This window comes from Gordonia pseudamarae (genome assembly GCF_025273675.1).
Taxonomy (GTDB): domain Bacteria; phylum Actinomycetota; class Actinomycetes; order Mycobacteriales; family Mycobacteriaceae; genus Gordonia; species Gordonia pseudamarae.
In genome coordinates, this window is sequence record NZ_CP045809.1 from 1,215,881 (window position 1) to 1,234,006 (window position 18,126).

The following is an 18,126-nucleotide window of genomic DNA, read 5'->3' on the forward strand; positions in this document are numbered from 1 at the left end:
AGGCTGCGTGCATGATTCGTAGCAGCCGGACAGATGCCGTGGTGACCATCGAACTCAACCGTGCGGACAAGCGCAACGCGCTCAACGCGGACATGCTGTCGGGACTGTCCGAGGCGTTCGGTGAGGCGGTCGACGGCGGGGCGCGCGCCATCGTGCTCGCCGGTCGCGGCCCGGTGTTCAGCGCGGGTGCCGATCTGTCCGGACCGGTCTATGATCTGGGTTTCCTCGACAGCCTGATGGCATTGATGGAGAAGATCGAATCGGTGCCGGTGCCGGTGCTCGCGGCGGTCAACGGGGCGGCCATCGGCGCGGGACTGCAGTTGGCGATGGCCGCCGATCTGCGTGTCCTCACATCCGGCACCCAGGTGGCCATTCCCGCGGCCAAGCTCGGTGTGGCCGTGGATGAGTGGACAATCCGCCGGCTGGTCACGCTGGTGGGTGCCGGGCAGGCCCGCAACATCCTGCTGGGTTGTGAAACCCTGTCCGCCGAGCGTGGTCTGGAACTGGGCTTCACCAACCGCATCGGCGATCTGGCCGCCGCGCAGGCGTGGGCGGCGGAGATCTCGGAACTGGCCCCGCTCACCCTTGCGCACTACAAGCTGGTGCTCAACGCCGAGGCCCGCGAGGAGCCCGCCCCCGAACGCATCGCCGCGATGCAGCGGTGCTGGACCAGTGAGGACATGAAGGAGGCGCGGGCGGCCCGTGCCGCCAAGCGAAAGCCGGTCTTCCACGGGCGGTAGGCCCGGTACCGGTCGAGGGTGACCCACGTCTCGCTACTTGCTGATATGGATTGATTGTCAAGTCGCCGAAAGCTATTCACTATCGTGCCGTTCACGTATGCGGTGCCGAATAAGATCGTTCGCCTTGGTACGGATGGGGTTTGTTCGGCTAGGCTGTCCAGGGTGTCTGACACATGATCAGACGACGGCGGGATCTATGCGGCGTGAATTGGCTTGGTGGGGGAGCGCACTCGACATGGCACGGCATATCAACGCGGGCGGCGGCACGGCTGCCGGATTCGGGCGGTTGCGTGCCCGGCGACGGGGCAGGGCGCTGATCGGGGTGGCACTGGTGGCCGTGCTGATCGGCGGTGTGCTGGTGTACCGTCACCTTGCCGACGGTTGCGGCGGTGAACGGACACAGATCTCGGTGATGACCGATGCCGCGGTGGCCGAGCCGCTGGGGCCGATCGCGGCGGCGGCATCGAAGAACTCCTGCTTCGACTACCGCATCGCCGCGGTCGCCAATGTCGACGTTCCGGGCAGGTTGAGTGCGCGCGACACCTCCGTGGACCTGTGGCTGGCGGATTCGCAGACCCGGGCCCGCCGGGTCACCGAACAGGTGCGCATCAAGACCGATCTGGTGGCGCCCTCGGTGGCCAGTTCGCCGGTGGTGGTGGTGGGCAGCATGCTGGGCAGTCCGAAGAGCTGGGTCGAGGTGATGAGCATGCCGAAACTACAGGTCGGCAATCCGATCGATACGTCGACGGGAGAAGCTCCGATCATCGGCGGGGTGGCATCGCTCGCGGCCGGAAAGATCTCGCAGTCCACATTCGTCCAGGCGATGACGATGATGGCGACGCAGCGACACAGCGTCGCGGTCGGCAAGGACAGCGACGACGCCCGGTTCGCGCTCGCCAACACCTCCGACGTCCCCACCGTGGCCAGCGAACAGCAGTACCTGTCGTTCCTGCGCGGCAATCCCGGTTCGAGACTGATGGCCAAGGTTCCCGCCGAGGGCACGGTGATGCTGACCTACCCGCTGGTCAACACCGCTCAGCAGGCCCGCCGCGACCTCGCGGCCCGGGCGGGGCGGCGTCTGGTCGAGTCGGCCGAGTCCATTAGCGGCCGTAAAATCCTCAACGAGAAGGGTTTCCGTTCCGCGGACGGTACCGGGATCGGTTCGGCGGTCACGGTGCTCACGTTCGACGACACCGCCGTGATCGACAAGGCATTGCAGAACTGGCAGATCTTCGCCATTCCGACGCGGATGCTCGAGGTGCTCGACACATCGGGTTCGATGCGGACACGCACCGGAGGCGCCTCACGTGCGGAGTTGGTGGCCGAGGCGACCGTCGGGGGTCTGGAGCTGCTCGGCAACAGTGCGAAGGTCGGATTGTGGATCTTCGGCATCAACAAGGGCGGCAAGGGCAAGGACTGGAAAGAGGTCGCCCCGATCAGGCGCCTCGACGACAGGTCCGCAGGTTCCCGTCACCGGGCACGCCTGGCCGCGTTGATCCGAAAGGCGATGTCCGACAAACTCGGCGGTGGCACCGGGCTGTACGACACCACGCTCGCCGCCTACAAGCGGATGGTGGACACCTACGATCCGACCACCACCAACACCGTCGCCATCGTCACCGACGGCAAGAACGAGGACGCCGACAGCATCACCCTTGACGAACTCCTCAGTCAGCTCGCCTCCCTACAGGACCCGGGTCGGCCGGTGCGGATCGTCGCCATCGGGGTGTCCGATGAGGCCGACGAGTCGGCGCTCAGGAAGATCGGCGAGGTCACCGGCGGAACCAGCTACATCGCCCGCGAGCCCAAGGACATCAAGGGCATCTTCACCACAGAGGTGTCCAAGCTCGTGCAGGACTGACTCGGTCAGGATCGAGGGGGCGGCGCCCCGGTGGATCAGCGCCGGTGGATCGCGCCCGACATCGAATGCAGCGGCCGGCCGGTGGCGTGGGTGCGCTCGGCGATGATCTGCGCGGCGATCGACACCGCGGCCTCTGCGGGGGTGTGGCCACCGAGATCAAGACCGACGGGTGAGCGCAGCGGAGCCAGTTCGGCATCGGTGAGTCCGGCCGCCCGCAGCCGCCGCAACCGGTCGTCGTGGGTGCGTCGCGACCCGAGCGCCCCGACGAAGCCCAGCGGGGTCCGGGCCCGCAGCGCGACGGTCAGCGCGGGTACGTCGAACTTGGTGTCGTGCGTCATGACGCACACCGCGCACGACGCACCGACGGTGCCCGCATCGATCTCCCGGCGCAGATAGCGGTCGGGCCAGTCCACCACCACCTCGTCGGCCGCCGGGAAGCGGGCGGCGGTGGCGAACACCGGGCGGGCGTCGACGACGATCACCCGCATCCCGAGCTGGGCGCCCAGGACCGTGAGCTCGCGAACGAAATCGTTGGCGCCCACCAGGATCAGCCGACGGGGTGGGGCGAAGACCTGCACCAGGGCGCGGGGCCGGACGGCGTCCTCACAGCCGTCGCCGCCGACGATCCCGGACCGCCCGGCCGACAGCAGATCGTCGATGTCACGGTCCAGGGCCCGCCACCCGTCCGAGGCGCCGGGATCACGCAGACTCCAGTGCGGTGTTCCCGACAGCGACGCGGTCAGGGCGACCGGGGCACCGGCGCGGATCCGTTCGCGCAGATCGCGCAGCAACGGCAGCCGGTCCGGGTTGACCCGCTCGACGAACACCCCGATGGTGCCGCCACACACCAGGCCCACCCCGAAACCGCCGGAGTCATCGACGCCGAACTCCTCGAACATCGCCTCGCCGGTGCGCAGGACCTGACCGGCGGATTCGACGACGGCGGCATCCACGCATCCCGACGACAACGATCCGATCACCGCACCCGAGGGGCCGACCAGCACCGCGGCACCCACGGCGCTCGGTACCGAACCCGTCGCGGACGCGATCCGCGCCAGCGCGACCGGGCCGACGGACAGGCCGGTGATGAGCTGGTCGAGCACGGTACGCATTGCACCATTGTCGCCCCGGTGCACCGATCGCGCACTCCGTCACCCGCCCCGTCCGGGATGCTCCGGTGGGCCGTCGGTCAGCCCAGCACCCGCCGGAGATACTGGTTGGCGAAGACCCGGTCGGGGTCGTAGCGGTCGCGGATGGTGCCGAACTCGGCGAAACCGGGATAGGACCGGGCCAGGTGACCGGCGTCGCGGGTATGGAGCTTGCCCCAGTGCGGGCGGCCGTCATAGGAGACCATGATGGCCTCGAACGCGGCGAAGTAGGCGGCCGAGTCGGCCGGGTCGTCGCGGTGGTAGCGGTGCACGGCGATATAGCCGCTGTCGCGGCCCGAGGCGGTCGACAAGAGCAGGTCGTCGGCACCTGCGGCCCGGACCTCGATCGGAAAGCTGACCCGGAAGCCCTTGCGGTCCACCATGTTCCTGATGTCCCGCAGGGCCTCGGGCACCGCCTCCAGCGGAATCGCGAACTCCGATTCGCCGAATCGCACGTTGCGTGCGGAGGTGAATACGCCGGTCGAGACATCGGTGAAGGTGCGGGCCGACAGTGCCCGCGAGCTCACCTGGTTGATCGGGCGCACCAGGCGCGGGGCCTTGGCGCCCACCTCGCACAGTACACCGAACAACTTGTTGCTCAGCAGCTCGTCGTCGATGTACCGGCGAACCCTGCCGGGGCCGGTGGCGGCGGTGTTCGCCGGCAGTCGGGTGTTGGTCTTGGTCAGTGTCCGGCTGGTGTGCGGAAACCAGTAGAACTCGTAGTGGTCCTGTGCGGCGACCTCATCAAGAAACGAGTCGAAGGTCTCGTCGGCATCCCGGGGGCGCTCGTCGGCGCGCAGGCAGAAAGCGTCGGCGCATTGCACCGTGACCTCGACGAGTACACCGAGTGCGCCGAGGCCGAGGGCCACCGCCCGCAGGTCGTCGCCGGCGGTGACGGTGGTGATCTCACCGGTGCCGGTGACGAGGGTGGCGCCGACGATCTGGGTGGCGATGCCGCCGAACCGCAATCCGGTGCCGTGGGTTCCGGTGGAGATGGCCCCGGATATGGTCTGCCGGTCGATGTCTCCGAGGTTGACCATCGCCAATCCGTGCGGCGCAAGCAGTTCGGGGATCTCGTGGAGGCGGGTACCCGCGTACAGGGTGACCTGCTTGCGTTCGGTGTCCACGGCCGACAGTCCGCGCAGGTTGCTCAGGTCCAGCCGGATGTCGTCGGTGGCGGCGATGGCGGTGAAGCTGTGCCCGGCGCCGATCGGCTTCACGGTGGTGCCTGATTCCCTTGCCCGTGTGATGATCTGGGCGATCTGCCGAGCATCGGACGGGGATTCGGTGCGGCTCGGGGCACACGAGACGGTGCGGCCCCAGTTGTGCCAACGGTGCCCGGTGGACTGATTCACAGAAAACACTTCCCTTCGCCGCGGTAGGTGGGCAGCCGGTCGACGACGCGGGCGGACCCGTCGCCGGCGCGGGCGAGCATCACCACCTCGTTGACCCTTTCGCTGATCTCTCCGGATTTGGTGTGCCGGAACCATACCCGATCACCGACGGTGAGCCCGGCCGTGCCGCGCAGCGGTGTCTGTACCTCGCCGGCGGCCTCGGTGCCCACGTACCGCAGTCCGGCGGGCCACACCGGCAGCGGCAGCCGGTCGGCGCCGGGTGGACCGGACGCGATCCAGCCGCCGCCCGCACAGGTGGCGATGCCGGGCGCGGGCAGCCGCACCACGTCGAGCCCGAAGGCGACCGCCGGGGCGGGCCGGAAATGGGCGTACGAATCGAACAGGTGGCCACCGAAGAACCCGCTGCCCGCGGCGATGTCGGTCACCGATGGATCGGTCGCGGTGACCTCCAGGGAGCCCGTACCGCCGCCGTTGACGAACTCGAGCTCGCAGATCGAGCCGATCGCCTCGATCGCCGCGCCGCGCCGTTCGATGAGCTCGGCCATCGATCGTCGCTGGAGCAGCCGCACCGCGGCGTTGGTGAGTGGTCTGCCCGCCGCGCCGTTGCCCATGCCGGCCACCTGCGCCTCGTAGGACATCACTCCTACGAGTGCGAAACCTCTTCTGCTGTCGATGTTCTCGGCGAGCGCTCGAGCCTGCTGGGGGCTGTGCACGGGTGAGCGGCGGACCCCGAGGTGTACGCGTCCGCCGCCGATCCTCAGCGAGGCGTCCAGGTCGATGGCCACCCGCACCTCGCCGCGTCCGCCGGGCGGTGTCACCGCGTCGACCCGATCGAGGTGTTCGACGGAGTCCACGAGCAGGGTAACCCGGGAACGGGCGACATCGTCGGCGACGAGTGCGCGCAGCGCGTGCGGGCGTACCGAGGGATAGCCGAGCAGTACGTCGCTGACGTCGGATTTCGTTGCCAGCCATACGGCTTCGGCGACGTCGTAGGCAAGCACACCGGCGAATCCGGGGCGGCCGAGGATCTCCGAGATCACCGCGCGCACCCGGATCGACTTGGACGCCACCCGGATCGGCACGCCACCGGCACGGCGGCGCAGGTCGGCCACATTGTGTTCGAAGGCGGTCAGGTCCAGGACTGCCACGGGACTGTCGCAGCCCTCCTCGCGGACCGCGGCATCGATGCTCCGCCAGTACTCGTCGGGATCGGACCGCCACGGGGCGGTCGTCGGATCAGTCGTCGGCCACATGAAACATCAGCAGTTCGATAGTGCTGTCAATGATGTTGCCGACGGCCTCCGCGTCGGCGGTGGCCAGATGGACCAGGGCGGCCGCGGTGGTGGTGCCCACGACAAACCGGCCGAGCGTGCGGGGAGGGGTCAGCCAGTGTACGCCCATGTTGTCGGCGGCCTCGACCAGCGACCGTTCGGCGATGGCGTACAGGTGATCGAACATCTCCTTGGCAGCATCGGCCAGCGGGGGATGGTTATGGGCGTACAAGGCGAGCGAGACGCATGCGCGCATCCGGCCCGGACCGGATTGGAGCACGCTGTGGAACACGCCCAGGTGCGTGCGCAGGCCCTCCTCGAGACCGGCGCGTCCGGTGACCCCGGCACCGCGACCGGGCACCATCGTGGACACCCAGTCGCTGATCTCCTCGGGCACGGTGGTGAGCATGACGCGCCGTAGCAGGTCGTCACGGCTCTCGAAGGCGTAGTGAAAACTTGCCAGCGGCATTCCGGCGTGTGAGCAGATGGTGCGGGTGGTGGCGCCCTCGGCACTGCGCTCGGCGATCACTTCGAATGCTGCCTCGACCAGTGCCTTGCGGCGCTGTTCGACAGGCATGCGGGTCATGGATTCACTCTCGGAACACCGTGGTGGTTCTCGGGCAAGGGCAGCTCTGTGTCGGTTGACGACCTGCGTGATCCTACCAGCGGCCGAGGTGTCCGCGGTGGAGTCACCGGTGCGGTAATCACCGCGCCTGCGGGTCGAAGCCCGACACGGCCGGAACACGCCGCTAATGTGGTCGGAGTGAGTCAGAGTCCCCCACGGAGCACCGTGTCGCAAGCCGCACGGCGAGCTGTGTCCTCGGCCGCCTCCGCCACCCGACAGGCCGCGGGCGGGGCCGCCACGAAGCTGGCGGGGACCGGCGTCCCGGTGGTCCGCGCGCTCGGTGCCGGCCGCGAGCAGATCCGGCCGCACGTTCAGGACTCGCCCCATCAGCGGGGCGGGCGTTTCACCAACATCGAACCGCCGAGCCCGCCGGTGGAGTCCGACGGGTCGTTGCTGCGCGACATGGTGCGCAGGCCGGGCAGGCCGCAGCGACCGGTGCGGGTCCTCACCCCCGCGTTCACCCTTCCCGGATTCGACGACGCCCGCGCCGACCTGGCCGCCACCTGGCTCGGACATGCGACGGTCCTGGTCGAACTCGACGGCGTGCGGATCCTCACCGATCCCGTGCTGAGCAGACGTTGCTCACCGAGCGAACTGGTCGGCCCCGCACGGCTGCATCCGGCGCCGTCGACGGTCGCCGGGCTGCCCGTCGTCGACGTGGTGCTGATCAGCCACGATCACTACGATCACCTCGACTACGAGACCGTCGTCGAGATCGCGCTGACCCGCCCCGAGGTGCTGTTCGTGGCGCCGGTGGGCGTCGGGGCGCACCTGCAGGCGTGGGGGATCGCGCCCGAACGCATCCGGCAGGCCGACTGGGGCCAGGCGCTCACGCTGCCGGTGGCGGGGCGGTCGATCACCTTCACCTGCTGCCCTGCCCGGCACTTCTCTGGCCGGTTCCTCGACCGCAACCTCACCCAGTGGGCGAGCTGGGGTGTCCGGGGGCCCGCGCACAGCTTCTTCTTCTCCGGCGACAGCGGTTTCACCGAGCGGTTCGCCGAGACCGGGGCCACGGTGGGACCGTTCGACCTGACACTTATCGCGATCGGCGCCTACGATCCGCTCTGGCCCGACATCCACCTGAACCCCGAGGAGGCGATCACGGTGCACCGGATGCTCTCGGGGTCCTCGGTGGGCGATGCGGTTATGATGCCGATCCATTGGGGCACATTCAATCTGGCACGGCACACCTGGTCGGACCCGGTGCGGCGACTGTTGCCCTCGGCGCAGTCGGAGGCCGCCGCGGTGCTCATCCCGCCACCCGGTGGCCGCATCGACCTGATCCACAGGTCGGGCGACGGACTACACGATCCGTCCTGGTGGGAGCGATCGGCGTGAGCGTGCGGAATTCAGGAACAGCGGTGAGGCAACGGCGATGACGCGGACCGACAAGATCGACATGTTTCCCGGCCTGTCGGCCGACGAGGTGGCGCAACGGGTGGCGGCCGGGAAGGTCAACGCCCTGCCGGACCGGTCCGGGCGCACCGTCGGCGAGATCGTCCGGGCCAACGTGTTCACCAGGATCAACGCGATCCTCGGTCTGCTGTTCGTGATCGTCGCGGTCACCGGGTCGTTCAAGAACGGGCTCTTCGCGCTGATCCTGGTGGCCAACAGCGGCATCGGCATCTTCCAGGAGATCCGGGCCAAGAAGACCCTCGACGCCCTGGCAATCGTCGGGCAGACCCGCCCCATCGTGCGCCGCGACGGCGTCGCCGCCGATCTGGCCCCAGACCAGGTGGTGCTCGACGACATCATCGAGATCGGCTCGGGCGACCAGGTCGTCGTCGACGGCGAGGTGGTGACGGCGGCGGCGCTGGAGGTCGACGAGTCGCTGCTGACCGGTGAGGCGGATCCGATCCACAAGCAGCCCGGCGATCAGATCCTGTCGGGCAGTTTCGTGGTGGCCGGTTCGGGGGCGTATCGCGCCACGAAGGTCGGCGCCGATGCCTACGCCGCGCAGCTGGCGGCGGAGGCGTCCAAATTCACCTTGGTGTCCTCGGAACTGCGCGCCGGCATCGACAAGATCCTGAAGGTGATCACCTGGCTGCTGATTCCGGCCGGTGTGCTCACCATCGTCAACCAATTGTTCATCAGCGACAACGGTCTCAAGCGGGCGCTGCTCGGGATGGTCGCGGCCCTGGTGCCGATGGTTCCCGAGGGTCTGGTGCTGATGACCACCATCGCCTTCGCGGTGGGTGTGGTGCGCCTGGGCGCGCGCAAGTGCCTGGTGAACGAGTTGCCCGCGATCGAGGGGCTGGCCCGGGTGAACGTGGTGTGCGCCGACAAGACGGGCACCCTGACCGAGAACGGTATGCGCCTGGGCGAGGTCCGCGCGGTGGACGGCAGCGGTGCGGACTTCGCCGATGTCCTGGCCGCGCTCGCCGCGCACGATCCGCGACCCAACGCCAGCGTCGCCGCGATCGGTGAGGCATACCCGGATGCACCGGACTGGTCGACCACCGCGATCGCCCCGTTCACCTCGGCCAAGAAGTGGAGCGGTATGTCGTTCGCCGACGCCGGCGGCTGCCGGGGCAACTGGCTGCTCGGTGCCCCGGACGTGTTGCTCGACCCGGACACCGACATCGCCCGCACCGCGACACAGATCGGCGAGACGGGGCTGCGGGTGCTGCTGCTCGGCGCCACCGACGTGCCCGTGGACACCGATGTCCCGGCCGGTCCGGCCGGTGTCGTGCCCGGCACGCTGATCCCGCGCGCGCTGGTGGTGCTCGAACAGCGGGTGCGCCCCGACGCCCGCGAGACGCTCGAGTACTTCGCCGATCAGAACGTGTCGGTGAAGGTGATCTCCGGTGACAACGCACGTTCGGTCGGCGCAGTCGCGGCCTCGCTGGGGCTCGGCTCGGTGGACACCTCCGTCGATGCCCGTACCCTGCCCGACGACCAGGACGCGCTCGCCGACGTGGTGGAGGACGGCGTCACCTTCGGCCGGGTGCGCCCGGATCAGAAGCGGGCGATGGTCAAGGCACTGCAGAGCCGCGGCGACACCGTCGCGATGACCGGTGACGGCGTCAACGACGTGCTGGCGCTCAAGGACGCGGACATCGGCGTGGCGATGGGTTCGGGCAGTTCGGCATCGCGGTCGGTGGCGCAGATCGTGTTGCTGGACAACAAGTTCGCCACCTTGCCCTATGTCGTGGGCGAGGGCCGGCGGGTCATCGGCAATATCGAGCGGGTCTCCAACCTGTTCCTCACCAAGACCGTGTACGCGGTGCTGCTGGCCATCTTCATCGGGGTGGGCGGCGTGGTGGGCTGGATGTTCGATGTCGACTCGATCAGCTACCCGTTCCAGCCGATCCACATGACCATCTCCAACTGGTTCACGATCGGGGTGCCGGCGTTCGTCCTGTCGCTGGCACCCAACAACGAGCGCGCCCGAACCGGCTTCGTGCGCCGGGTGCTCAGTCAGGCGGTGCCCAACGGCATCATCATCGGTCTGTGCACGTTCGTCACCTTCCTGATCGTCAATCCGGGCGGCATGGGTCCGCAGCTGGGCGCCGAGGATTCGGTCGACCTGACACCCGATCAGACGCAGGCGGCCACGGCCACCCTGCTGACGTTGATCGCGGTCGCCTGGTACGTGCTGGCGGTGGTGGCGCGGCCGTACAACTGGTGGAAGATCGTGCTGCTGGCGGTGTCGGCGGGCGCCTACGTGCTGATCTTCCTCGTCCCCTGGTCGCAGGACATGTTCCTGCTCGACGTGTCCGATCCGCAGAAGTTGGCGGTCGGCGCGGTGTCCGCGGCGGTGGGCATCTGCTGCGTGGAAGTTGTGCAGCGTGTGCTGGCGGCCCGCGCGGCACCCGGGCCGCAGGTGCCGACGACCCACTCCGATGCCCTACTCTGATGCAGTATCACCATCCTCGGCGTGACAGCGTCGACGGACCTCACCACAGGAGAAGACGATGGATCTCGGCGGTCTCGTGAACAAGGCCAAGCAGGCGCTCAAGAAGAACCCCGATCTGATCGAGAAGGGCGGCGACGCCGTCGACAAGGCCACCAAGGGCAAGTACGTCGGCCAGGTGGACAAGGCGCAGGACGCGGTGCGCAAGGCGGTCGGCGCACAGGACAAGGGTGCTGAGAACAAGGGTGCCGACAACAAGGGTGCCGACAACAAGGGTGCCGACAACAAGGGTTAGCGCGAGGGATCAGGGCGCGGCAGGTGCGGCCGAATCGGTGGCCGCAGGCGTGATCAGGACCGTATTCGGTTCCAGGCCACATGTGTTCGTTGGTGCCGGGGCGGTGCCGGACCGCGCTCACATTATTCGGGATCGAGAAGAATGTATCGAATTTCTCGAATATTACTCCCTGGTAGCAAGGATTTGTGCTGTGGGCGCTAGGCTGCTCAACCATGGCAAAGGCAAGTAACTCGATCAGCCTCGACATATCGGTGGACGAGGCGTGGGCAGCCGCATCGGATCTGGCGCGCTTCGACGAGTGGCTGATTCTGCACGACGGCTGGCGCGGCGACGTGCCCGGCGAGTTGAGCGAGAAGCTCAAGGTCACCTCCGTGGTGTCGGTCAAGGGTGCCCGGATCAGATTCGACTGGGTCATCGATCGGTACCGCCCGCCGGTCGAGATCCGGCTGTCCGGAAAGGGTAAGGGCGGCATCAAGGCGACGCTCGACCTGGCCATCACGGCATCGGGCACCGGTTCGACGGTGACACTCGGGATCGACCTGGGCGGCTTGCCGCTGATCGGACCGGCCGGAAAGGCCGCGGCGAAGGCGGTCGAGGGGGATCTCGCGGTTTCTCTGCAGAAGTTCCGGCAGGTCTTCGCCTCGGAACAGTGATCCGGCCACGCGCTGCTCATCCGGTGCGGTAATCAGGCAGCGCGCAGTGTGGTAGTCAGGCAGCGCGGTATTCGTACCACGCGGTGGCAAGAACAGTGCGGTTGACGAACGGCGGCGACGGCGCGAGATCGCCCGCCCTGCGGGTACGCGCTCATGACGGTGCGGGGACCGTCGGTTGGCCGACCGATCGGCAGACCAGGAGCAACGGGTCTGCGAGAGGTGGAAACGAACACAATGGGACGACATAACGACGACATGGGCGCGACCAGCGGGAGATTGCCCGCAGCCCGTGGCCGCGACGCCGACCTCGACGGCGCCGACGGTTTCGGTTTCGACAAGCAGCGTGGTTCGCGCCGCCGCTGGGTGTGGGGAGCGCTCGCCGTCGCGCTGGTGGCGATGCTGGTGGGCAGCTCCTTCGTCTGGCGCTCGGCAGCCGATTCGTGCGGTGACCATTCAGTCACCGTGGCCGCCGACCCGGCGATCGCCGAGGTGATGACCGAGATCGGCAAGCGGGCGAGCGCGGACTCCTGCTATACGTTCGCGGTGGAGTCGGTGGCGGGCAAGGACATTCCCGCCCGGCTGGCCGACGGCGACAGGTCTCCCGACCTATGGGTCGCCGACTCCGCGTATCAGACGAGCCGGGTCGGTGCGCAGGTTCGCCGCACCCTGGCCGAGGTGTCGCCGTCGGTCGCATCCTCGCCCGCGGTGATCGTGGGTCGATCGGTCGCCGACTACGACAGCTGGGTCGATGTGATCGGCCGTTCGGACCTGCGGGTGAGCAGTCCCATCGACTCGGCCACCGGCAACGCGCCGATCATCGGCGCCGTGGCGGGTGCGGAGAAGGGCAAGATCGCCCCCGCCAAGCTCGCCGAGGCGATGAGTGCGATGGCGGTGGCACAGAACAATGTGCGCAAGTCCGACGAGACTGATCAGGAACGACTCCAGCTGGCCAACACGTCGAGCGTACTGGCGGTGACCACCGAGCAGCAGTACCTGAACTTCGTGCGCGTGAACACCGGATCGCAACTGACCGCCAAGACCCCGGCCGACGGCACCGTGCTGCTGGAGTACCCGCTGGTGAACAGCGCGAGCGAGGCCCGACGTGCCGATGCGGCCGGGGCCGGCAAGGCGCTGGCCGCTGCCGCTGCTTCCGACGAGGGTCGAGATCTGTTGGGCAACGCGGGATTCCGCAATCCCGACGGCTCGGGGATCGGTGACAAGGTGACCGAACTGACGATTGCCGACCCCAAGGGCCTGGACAAGGCGATGAACCAGTGGCAGGTTCTGGCGGTACCGATGCGAACGCTCGTCGTCCTCGACGGCTCGGGTTCGATGCAGGCGACCATCGGTGACTCGACCCGTGCCAAGGTCCTCATCGAAGGGGCGTTGGAGGGTCTGCGCCTGTTTCCCAACAATGCGCAGGTCGGTTCCTGGCTGTTCGGCATCGACAAGGGCGGTCCGGGCATCGACTGGGACCAGCTGGCCCCCATCAAACGCCTGGACAGTCCCGGTCATCGTGAGAAGCTCGTCTCGGTGACCAATGACGCGCTGACCAACCGGCTCGGCGGCGGTACCGGTCTGTACGACACGGCACTCGCCGCGTATACAAAGGTGCAGGATTCCTACGATCCCAGCTACTCCAACAGCGTCATCCTGATGACCGACGGCACCAACGAGGACGAGGACAGCATCACCCTCGAGCAGTTGCTCGCCGAGCTCAAGCGGCGCCAGGATCCGGCCCGCCCGGTGCTGCTGGTCACCATGGGTATCTCCGACGACGCCGATACCACCGCGCTCAAACAGATCGCGAATGTCACCGGAGCGACCACGCACGTCGAGCGCAGCGTCGATGATGTCAAGGGAGTGTTCTACGAGGCGATCGCCGCCCGTCTCGCGGCCGCCGGCCGGTGAACGTTCGGACTTCGGTCGCGGCGGCGATCGGGAAGAAGGGTGGCACCGATCATGAGTCGATCCGATGAGTTCGGATTCGCGGAGGAGGGCGGCGGCCGGCGTCGTGTCCTGCAGATAGTGCTGGCCGCGATACTGGTGGTCACGGGCGTCGCCGGCGTGCTGGTGTGGCGTGGACAGTCCGGCGGCTGCGGTGACCGTACGCCGGTGACGGTCGCCGCCGACCCCACGATTGTCGGGACTGTCCGTTCGCTGGCGGAGATCGCCGAGGACGACGGCTGCTTCGACTATCAGGTCGACGAGGTCGCCGGAGCCGACGTGCCGGGCAGGCTGACCAGCGGCGACGACAAGTCGCCGCAACTGTGGGTCGCCGACTCGCAGACCCAGGCGCGGCGGGTCAGCACACAGGTGCGCAAGACCCCCGACTACGTCACCGAATCGCTGGCTTCCACGCCGACGGTGGTGGCCGGTACCACGATCGGCCCCCTCGCCTCGTGGGTCGATGTGATGAAGCTGCCGGACCTGAGGATGGGCAGCCCGATGGAGACCTCCACCGGGGACGCGCCGATCATCGGCGCGCTGGCCGAGGTGAAGGCGGGCAGGGCCAAGTCCAGCGAACTGATCCAGGCGCTGTCGGTCCTGGCGATCCAGCAGAACAACGCCCGGCCGGCCAACGACAGCGAGGCGACCCGGCTGAATCTGGCCAACGTCGAGGGCATCCCGGTGGTCACCACCGAGCAGCAGTTCTCCCAGTTCCAGCGTCGGCACCCCGATTCGGCGCTGACCTCGAAGATCCCCCGGGACGGCACGGTCATGCTCGACTATCCGCTGCTCAACACCGCGGGCCGGGGCAGCAAGGCCGCGGCGGCCGATGCGGGCGAGGAACTGGTGGCGGCGGCATCGTCGGAGCGAGGTCGCGCGGTGCTGCACGGTGCCTCCTTCCGCAACCCGGACGGCAGCGGGTTCAGTGACAAAGTGACAGTGCTCGACAGCGGCGATGCCGAAATGGTGGACAAGACGCTGCGGCAGTGGCAGGTGCTCGGTATCCCGATCCGCACCCTGTTCATGATCGACACCTCCGGGTCCATGCGGGAGTCGGCGGGGTCCTCGACGCGGGCGCAGCTGCTGACCGAGGCGTCGATGCAGGGGCTAAAGCTGTTCCCCAACAATACGCAGGGCGGTGGCTGGATCTTCGGGATCAACAAGGGCGGCCCGGGGCAGGACTGGAAGGAACTGCTCCCGATCCGCCGGTTCGACGCCGCGTCGTCACGTGGAACCCACCGGGACGATTTTGTGGCCGAGGTCACCCGTGCGATGACCGAGGATCTCGGCGGTGGCACGGGGCTGTACGACAGCGTTCTCGCGGCGTACAAGTACGTCCAGGAGGGATACGACCCGACCTACTCCAACAGCGTCATCGTGCTGACCGACGGCCGTAACGAGGACGCCGACAGTATCGGTCTCGACGAATTGCTGGCCACCCTCAAGGAACTCGCCGACCCGGCGCGACCGGTACTGGTATTGACCATCGGGATCTCCGCCGACGCCGACGCCGATGCGCTGGAGCAGATCGCCGAGGCCACCGGGGGCAGCAGCTATATCGCCGAGACCGCGGCCGATATCCAGTCGGTGTTCATCAACGCGATCGCGGCGCGGGTGCAGGCGGCCCGGCAGGGCTGACCCGTGATGGGACTCGCACCCGGTGGGCAGGGCGCCGGTCCGGGTCCCCTCGACGTACCGCCGTGGCCACCAACCGGGGTGTGGGTGGCCACGGCGCTGGCTCTGGTCTGCGCGCTTGTCGGCGGTGTTCTTGTGTGGCACAACGTATCCGGTGGCCGTGGTGATCGTGGTGCCGTGGTGATCGTGGTGCGGTGACGGTCGTCGCCGAGGCCGGATCCGGCTCTTCGGAGCATTCCGGGTAGCCCGTTACTTCCTTGGTCGGAAAAAATATCGACGGTGGAGATTAAAGGCAATTGCGCAAATACTATATGAAATCTTGAATTGCGAATGTCATCGGCAAGATGCATCGCGGCTTCTGGCTGATTCTCAGAATATCCACTACCATCCATTCCTGTCGGGGTTTCGAAAAGCCGAAGTAAGTGCGTCTTCTCGGGGTGTGGGTCATCGGAAGGTGGCTGCGCCTACTTCGGTGTGGAACAACGAGTGGGGAGACGATGGTGCGGCACGGCACTTCCGGTGGGCATGGGCATGGCGGTTCGGCTGCGATATCGGGCGGATTCTCCATCAGCGAGTCCGAATCCGACGGCGACGCCGGGCGTGGTCGCGGCCGTCCGGGGATGTGGGTGCTCACCGCGCTTGCCCTGGTGGTGATCCTGATCAGTGGGGTCATCCTGTGGCGCAGCGTCGGGGGCAGCTGTGGTGGTGACCGCACCGATATCACGGTGGTGGCGGACCCGACCATCGCGCCGACACTGACCTCCCTGGCCGAGAAGGCATCGCAGGATTCGTGTTTCGACTACCGGGTCGACGCGCTCGCCGGTGGCGCCGTGCCCGAACTGCTCACCGGTACCGACAACGTCCCCGACCTGTGGGTGGCCGATTCGCAATACCGTGCTCGCCGGGTTGCCGCACAGGTCCGCCTCGGCTCCGGGGCGGTGACGCAGTCGCTGGCCACCTCCCCCGCGGTGGTGGTGAGCACGCGCAGCATCACCTTCGACACCTGGGTGGACGTGATGAAACTGGTCAACCTGCGGATCGGCAACCCGGCATCGTCGACCCTGGCCGACGCTCCGATCATCGGCGCACTCGACGCCGCGGCATCGGGCAAGGTGAACGGTCGCTCGCTCCTGACGGCGATGGCGGAGATGGCCGCCCAGCGCAACAACGTGGCACCGCTGGAGGACACCGAACAGGCGCGATTGACGCTGGCCAATTCCTCCACCGTCCCGGTGGTCACGTCCGAACAGCAGTACCTGCAGTTCCTGCGGGGCAACGCGGGCTCCCGGCTCCTGGCCACCACACCCGCCGCGGGAACCGTGCTCGTCGACTATCCGCTGGTCGTCGCGGGGGGTGAGAACCGTGACCGCGCCGAGAAGGCGGGCCAGACGCTGACGAACACGGCCCGCTCGGATGCCGGGCAGGAGATCCTCAACAGTGCCGGATTCCGCGATCCCGACGGCTCCGGGGTCGGCGACGCCGTCAAAACCCTGTCCGTGGAACCAGGCAAGCTCGACGCCGCACTCGATCAGTGGCACGATCTGAGCCTGCCCACCCGCACGATCATGGCCATCGACACCTCCGGTTCGATGGCCGCTGCGGCGGGCGACTCGACGCGGGCGGGACTGCTCACCGAGGCCGTGACCAATGCCTTCACGCTGATCCCGCGCAACGGCGTGGTCGGCGTGTGGATCTTCGGGATCGACAAGGGCGGCCGCGGTACGGACTGGAAAGAAGTAGTGCCCTCCCGGCGCCTGGACGCCAAGGTGGGCAACCAGGTGCAGCGGGAGATGCTGGTCGCCGGGGTGCGGGAGGCGATGACCACCGAACTCGGCGGCGGAACCGGGCTGTACGACACGATCCTGGCCGGGTACAAGACTATGCTGGACACCTACGACCCCAACTACTCGAACACCTTCACGGTGCTCACCGACGGGCGCAACGAGGACTCGCAGAGCATGTCGCTGAGCGAACTGCTCAAGCAGCTCAAGGCGCTGGCAGATCCGGGCCGTCCGGTGCGGGTCATGGCGATGGGCATCTCCCGGGACGCCGATGTCGCATCACTGACCGCGATCACCGACGTCACCGGCGGGGCGACCTTCGTGGCGACCGATCCGAGCAAGATCAGAACCTTGTTCGAGGATGCGGCGCGGACGCGGCTGGCCTCCGCGGGCAGCACCAGATGATCGCGCCGGATGTCCGTTTTCTGAGGATTTGCTGGTGATCCGGCCCCGTGGCGTGCAATCTTGCGGGGGTACACGGCACAATCTGGAGTCATGACCTCTACGAGAGCGCCCGAGCGCGGGGCTGTGATGCGTGCGTCCGGACTGGCTGCGACCGTTGCGGTGGTCGGGCTGGCCGTCGGAGCCTGCGGTGACGACTCGGATTCGGCCGACACGACCACGACCACCAGCGCCGAGAACGTCGCCGTCTCCTACAAGGACGGCACCTACTCCGCCACCGGCCCGTACGTCACCCCCGGTGGCGAGCAGAACATCGGGGTGACGGTGACCCTCGCGGCCGGCACCGTCACCGCCCTGGAACTCGACCGGAGCTACGCCAAGGGCACTTCGGCGTCGTTCCAGGAGAAGTTCGCGAGCGGTATCGACGAACTCGTGATCGGCAAGAGCATCGATGAGCTCGACGACGTCAAAAAGGTCGCCGGTTCCTCGCTCACGTCGGGCGGATTCAAGAAGGCCATCGCCCAGATCAAGGAGGATGCCGCCGCCGGATAGCG

At 67.8% G+C, this 18,126-nt stretch carries 15 protein-coding genes; 11 read left to right on the forward strand and 4 right to left on the reverse strand.

Annotation, left to right across the window (positions count from 1 at the left end):
* Positions 1-11: 11 nt before the first annotated feature.
* Positions 12-740, forward strand: coding sequence for an enoyl-CoA hydratase (locus tag GII31_RS05330; protein ID WP_213247462.1), 729 nt, complete (start codon positions 12-14; stop codon positions 738-740).
* Between the two features lie 235 nt (positions 741-975).
* Positions 976-2,601 (forward strand): vWA domain-containing protein, encoded by a 1,626-nt coding sequence (locus tag GII31_RS05335; RefSeq protein WP_213247464.1) that lies wholly within the window; start codon positions 976-978, stop codon positions 2,599-2,601.
* A gap of 35 nt (positions 2,602-2,636) precedes the next feature.
* On the opposite strand, the gene GII31_RS05340 is transcribed toward GII31_RS05335, so the two are convergent.
* From GII31_RS05340 to GII31_RS05355, 4 genes are all read right to left on the reverse strand, one after another.
* Positions 2,637-3,713: an XdhC family protein gene (locus tag GII31_RS05340; RefSeq protein ID WP_213247466.1), complete on the reverse strand. Its 1,077-nt coding sequence runs from the start codon at positions 3,711-3,713 to the stop codon at positions 2,637-2,639.
* Positions 3,714-3,790: 77 nt separating this feature from the next.
* Complete coding sequence (locus tag GII31_RS05345) at positions 3,791-5,104, reverse strand: D-arabinono-1,4-lactone oxidase (RefSeq protein ID WP_213247468.1); 1,314 nt, start codon at positions 5,102-5,104, stop codon at positions 3,791-3,793.
* The gene (locus GII31_RS05350; RefSeq protein ID WP_213247470.1) at positions 5,101-6,357 is read right to left on the reverse strand and encodes an alanine racemase; all 1,257 of its coding nucleotides are present in this window, start codon (positions 6,355-6,357) and stop codon (positions 5,101-5,103) included. Before GII31_RS05350 ends, GII31_RS05345 begins: the two co-directional genes overlap by 4 nt.
* Positions 6,341-6,961, reverse strand: a complete 621-nt coding sequence (locus GII31_RS05355) for a TetR/AcrR family transcriptional regulator (protein WP_260840320.1) — start codon at positions 6,959-6,961, stop codon at positions 6,341-6,343. Before GII31_RS05355 ends, GII31_RS05350 begins: the two co-directional genes overlap by 17 nt.
* Before the next feature lie 204 nt (positions 6,962-7,165).
* On the opposite strand from GII31_RS05355, the gene GII31_RS05360 reads away from it, so the two are divergent.
* The 9 genes from GII31_RS05360 to GII31_RS05400 all read left to right on the forward strand — a co-directional run bounded on the left by GII31_RS05360 (position 7,166) and on the right by GII31_RS05400 (position 18,124).
* Entirely contained in the window at positions 7,166-8,338 is a 1,173-nt protein-coding gene (locus tag GII31_RS05360) for an MBL fold metallo-hydrolase (RefSeq protein WP_407649892.1), read from the forward strand.
* A gap of 37 nt (positions 8,339-8,375) precedes the next feature.
* Positions 8,376-10,859, forward strand: a complete 2,484-nt coding sequence (locus tag GII31_RS05365) for an HAD-IC family P-type ATPase (RefSeq protein ID WP_213247474.1) — start codon at positions 8,376-8,378, stop codon at positions 10,857-10,859.
* A 58-nt stretch (positions 10,860-10,917) separates the two neighbouring features.
* Positions 10,918-11,151, forward strand: coding sequence for an antitoxin (locus GII31_RS05370; RefSeq protein ID WP_213247476.1), 234 nt, complete (start codon positions 10,918-10,920; stop codon positions 11,149-11,151).
* Positions 11,152-11,363: 212 nt separating this feature from the next.
* Positions 11,364-11,804 (forward strand): type II toxin-antitoxin system Rv0910 family toxin, encoded by a 441-nt coding sequence (locus tag GII31_RS05375; RefSeq protein ID WP_213247478.1) that lies wholly within the window; start codon positions 11,364-11,366, stop codon positions 11,802-11,804.
* Between the two features lie 234 nt (positions 11,805-12,038).
* Positions 12,039-13,715, forward strand: coding sequence for a substrate-binding domain-containing protein (locus GII31_RS05380; protein WP_213247480.1), 1,677 nt, complete (start codon positions 12,039-12,041; stop codon positions 13,713-13,715).
* A gap of 51 nt (positions 13,716-13,766) precedes the next feature.
* A complete protein-coding gene (locus GII31_RS05385) occupies positions 13,767-15,392 on the forward strand; it encodes a VWA domain-containing protein (protein ID WP_260840321.1) in 1,626 nt (541 codons plus the stop codon).
* Positions 15,393-15,398: 6 nt separating this feature from the next.
* A complete protein-coding gene (locus GII31_RS05390; protein WP_213247484.1) occupies positions 15,399-15,587 on the forward strand; it encodes a hypothetical protein in 189 nt (62 codons plus the stop codon).
* 299 nt (positions 15,588-15,886) lie between these two features.
* A complete protein-coding gene (locus tag GII31_RS05395) occupies positions 15,887-17,575 on the forward strand; it encodes a substrate-binding domain-containing protein (protein ID WP_246222114.1) in 1,689 nt (562 codons plus the stop codon).
* A gap of 90 nt (positions 17,576-17,665) precedes the next feature.
* Positions 17,666-18,124 carry a calcium-binding protein gene (locus GII31_RS05400; RefSeq protein WP_213247486.1) on the forward strand — a complete coding sequence of 153 codons (459 nt, stop codon included), beginning with the start codon at positions 17,666-17,668 and terminating at the stop codon, positions 18,122-18,124.
* Positions 18,125-18,126 lie beyond the last annotated feature (2 nt).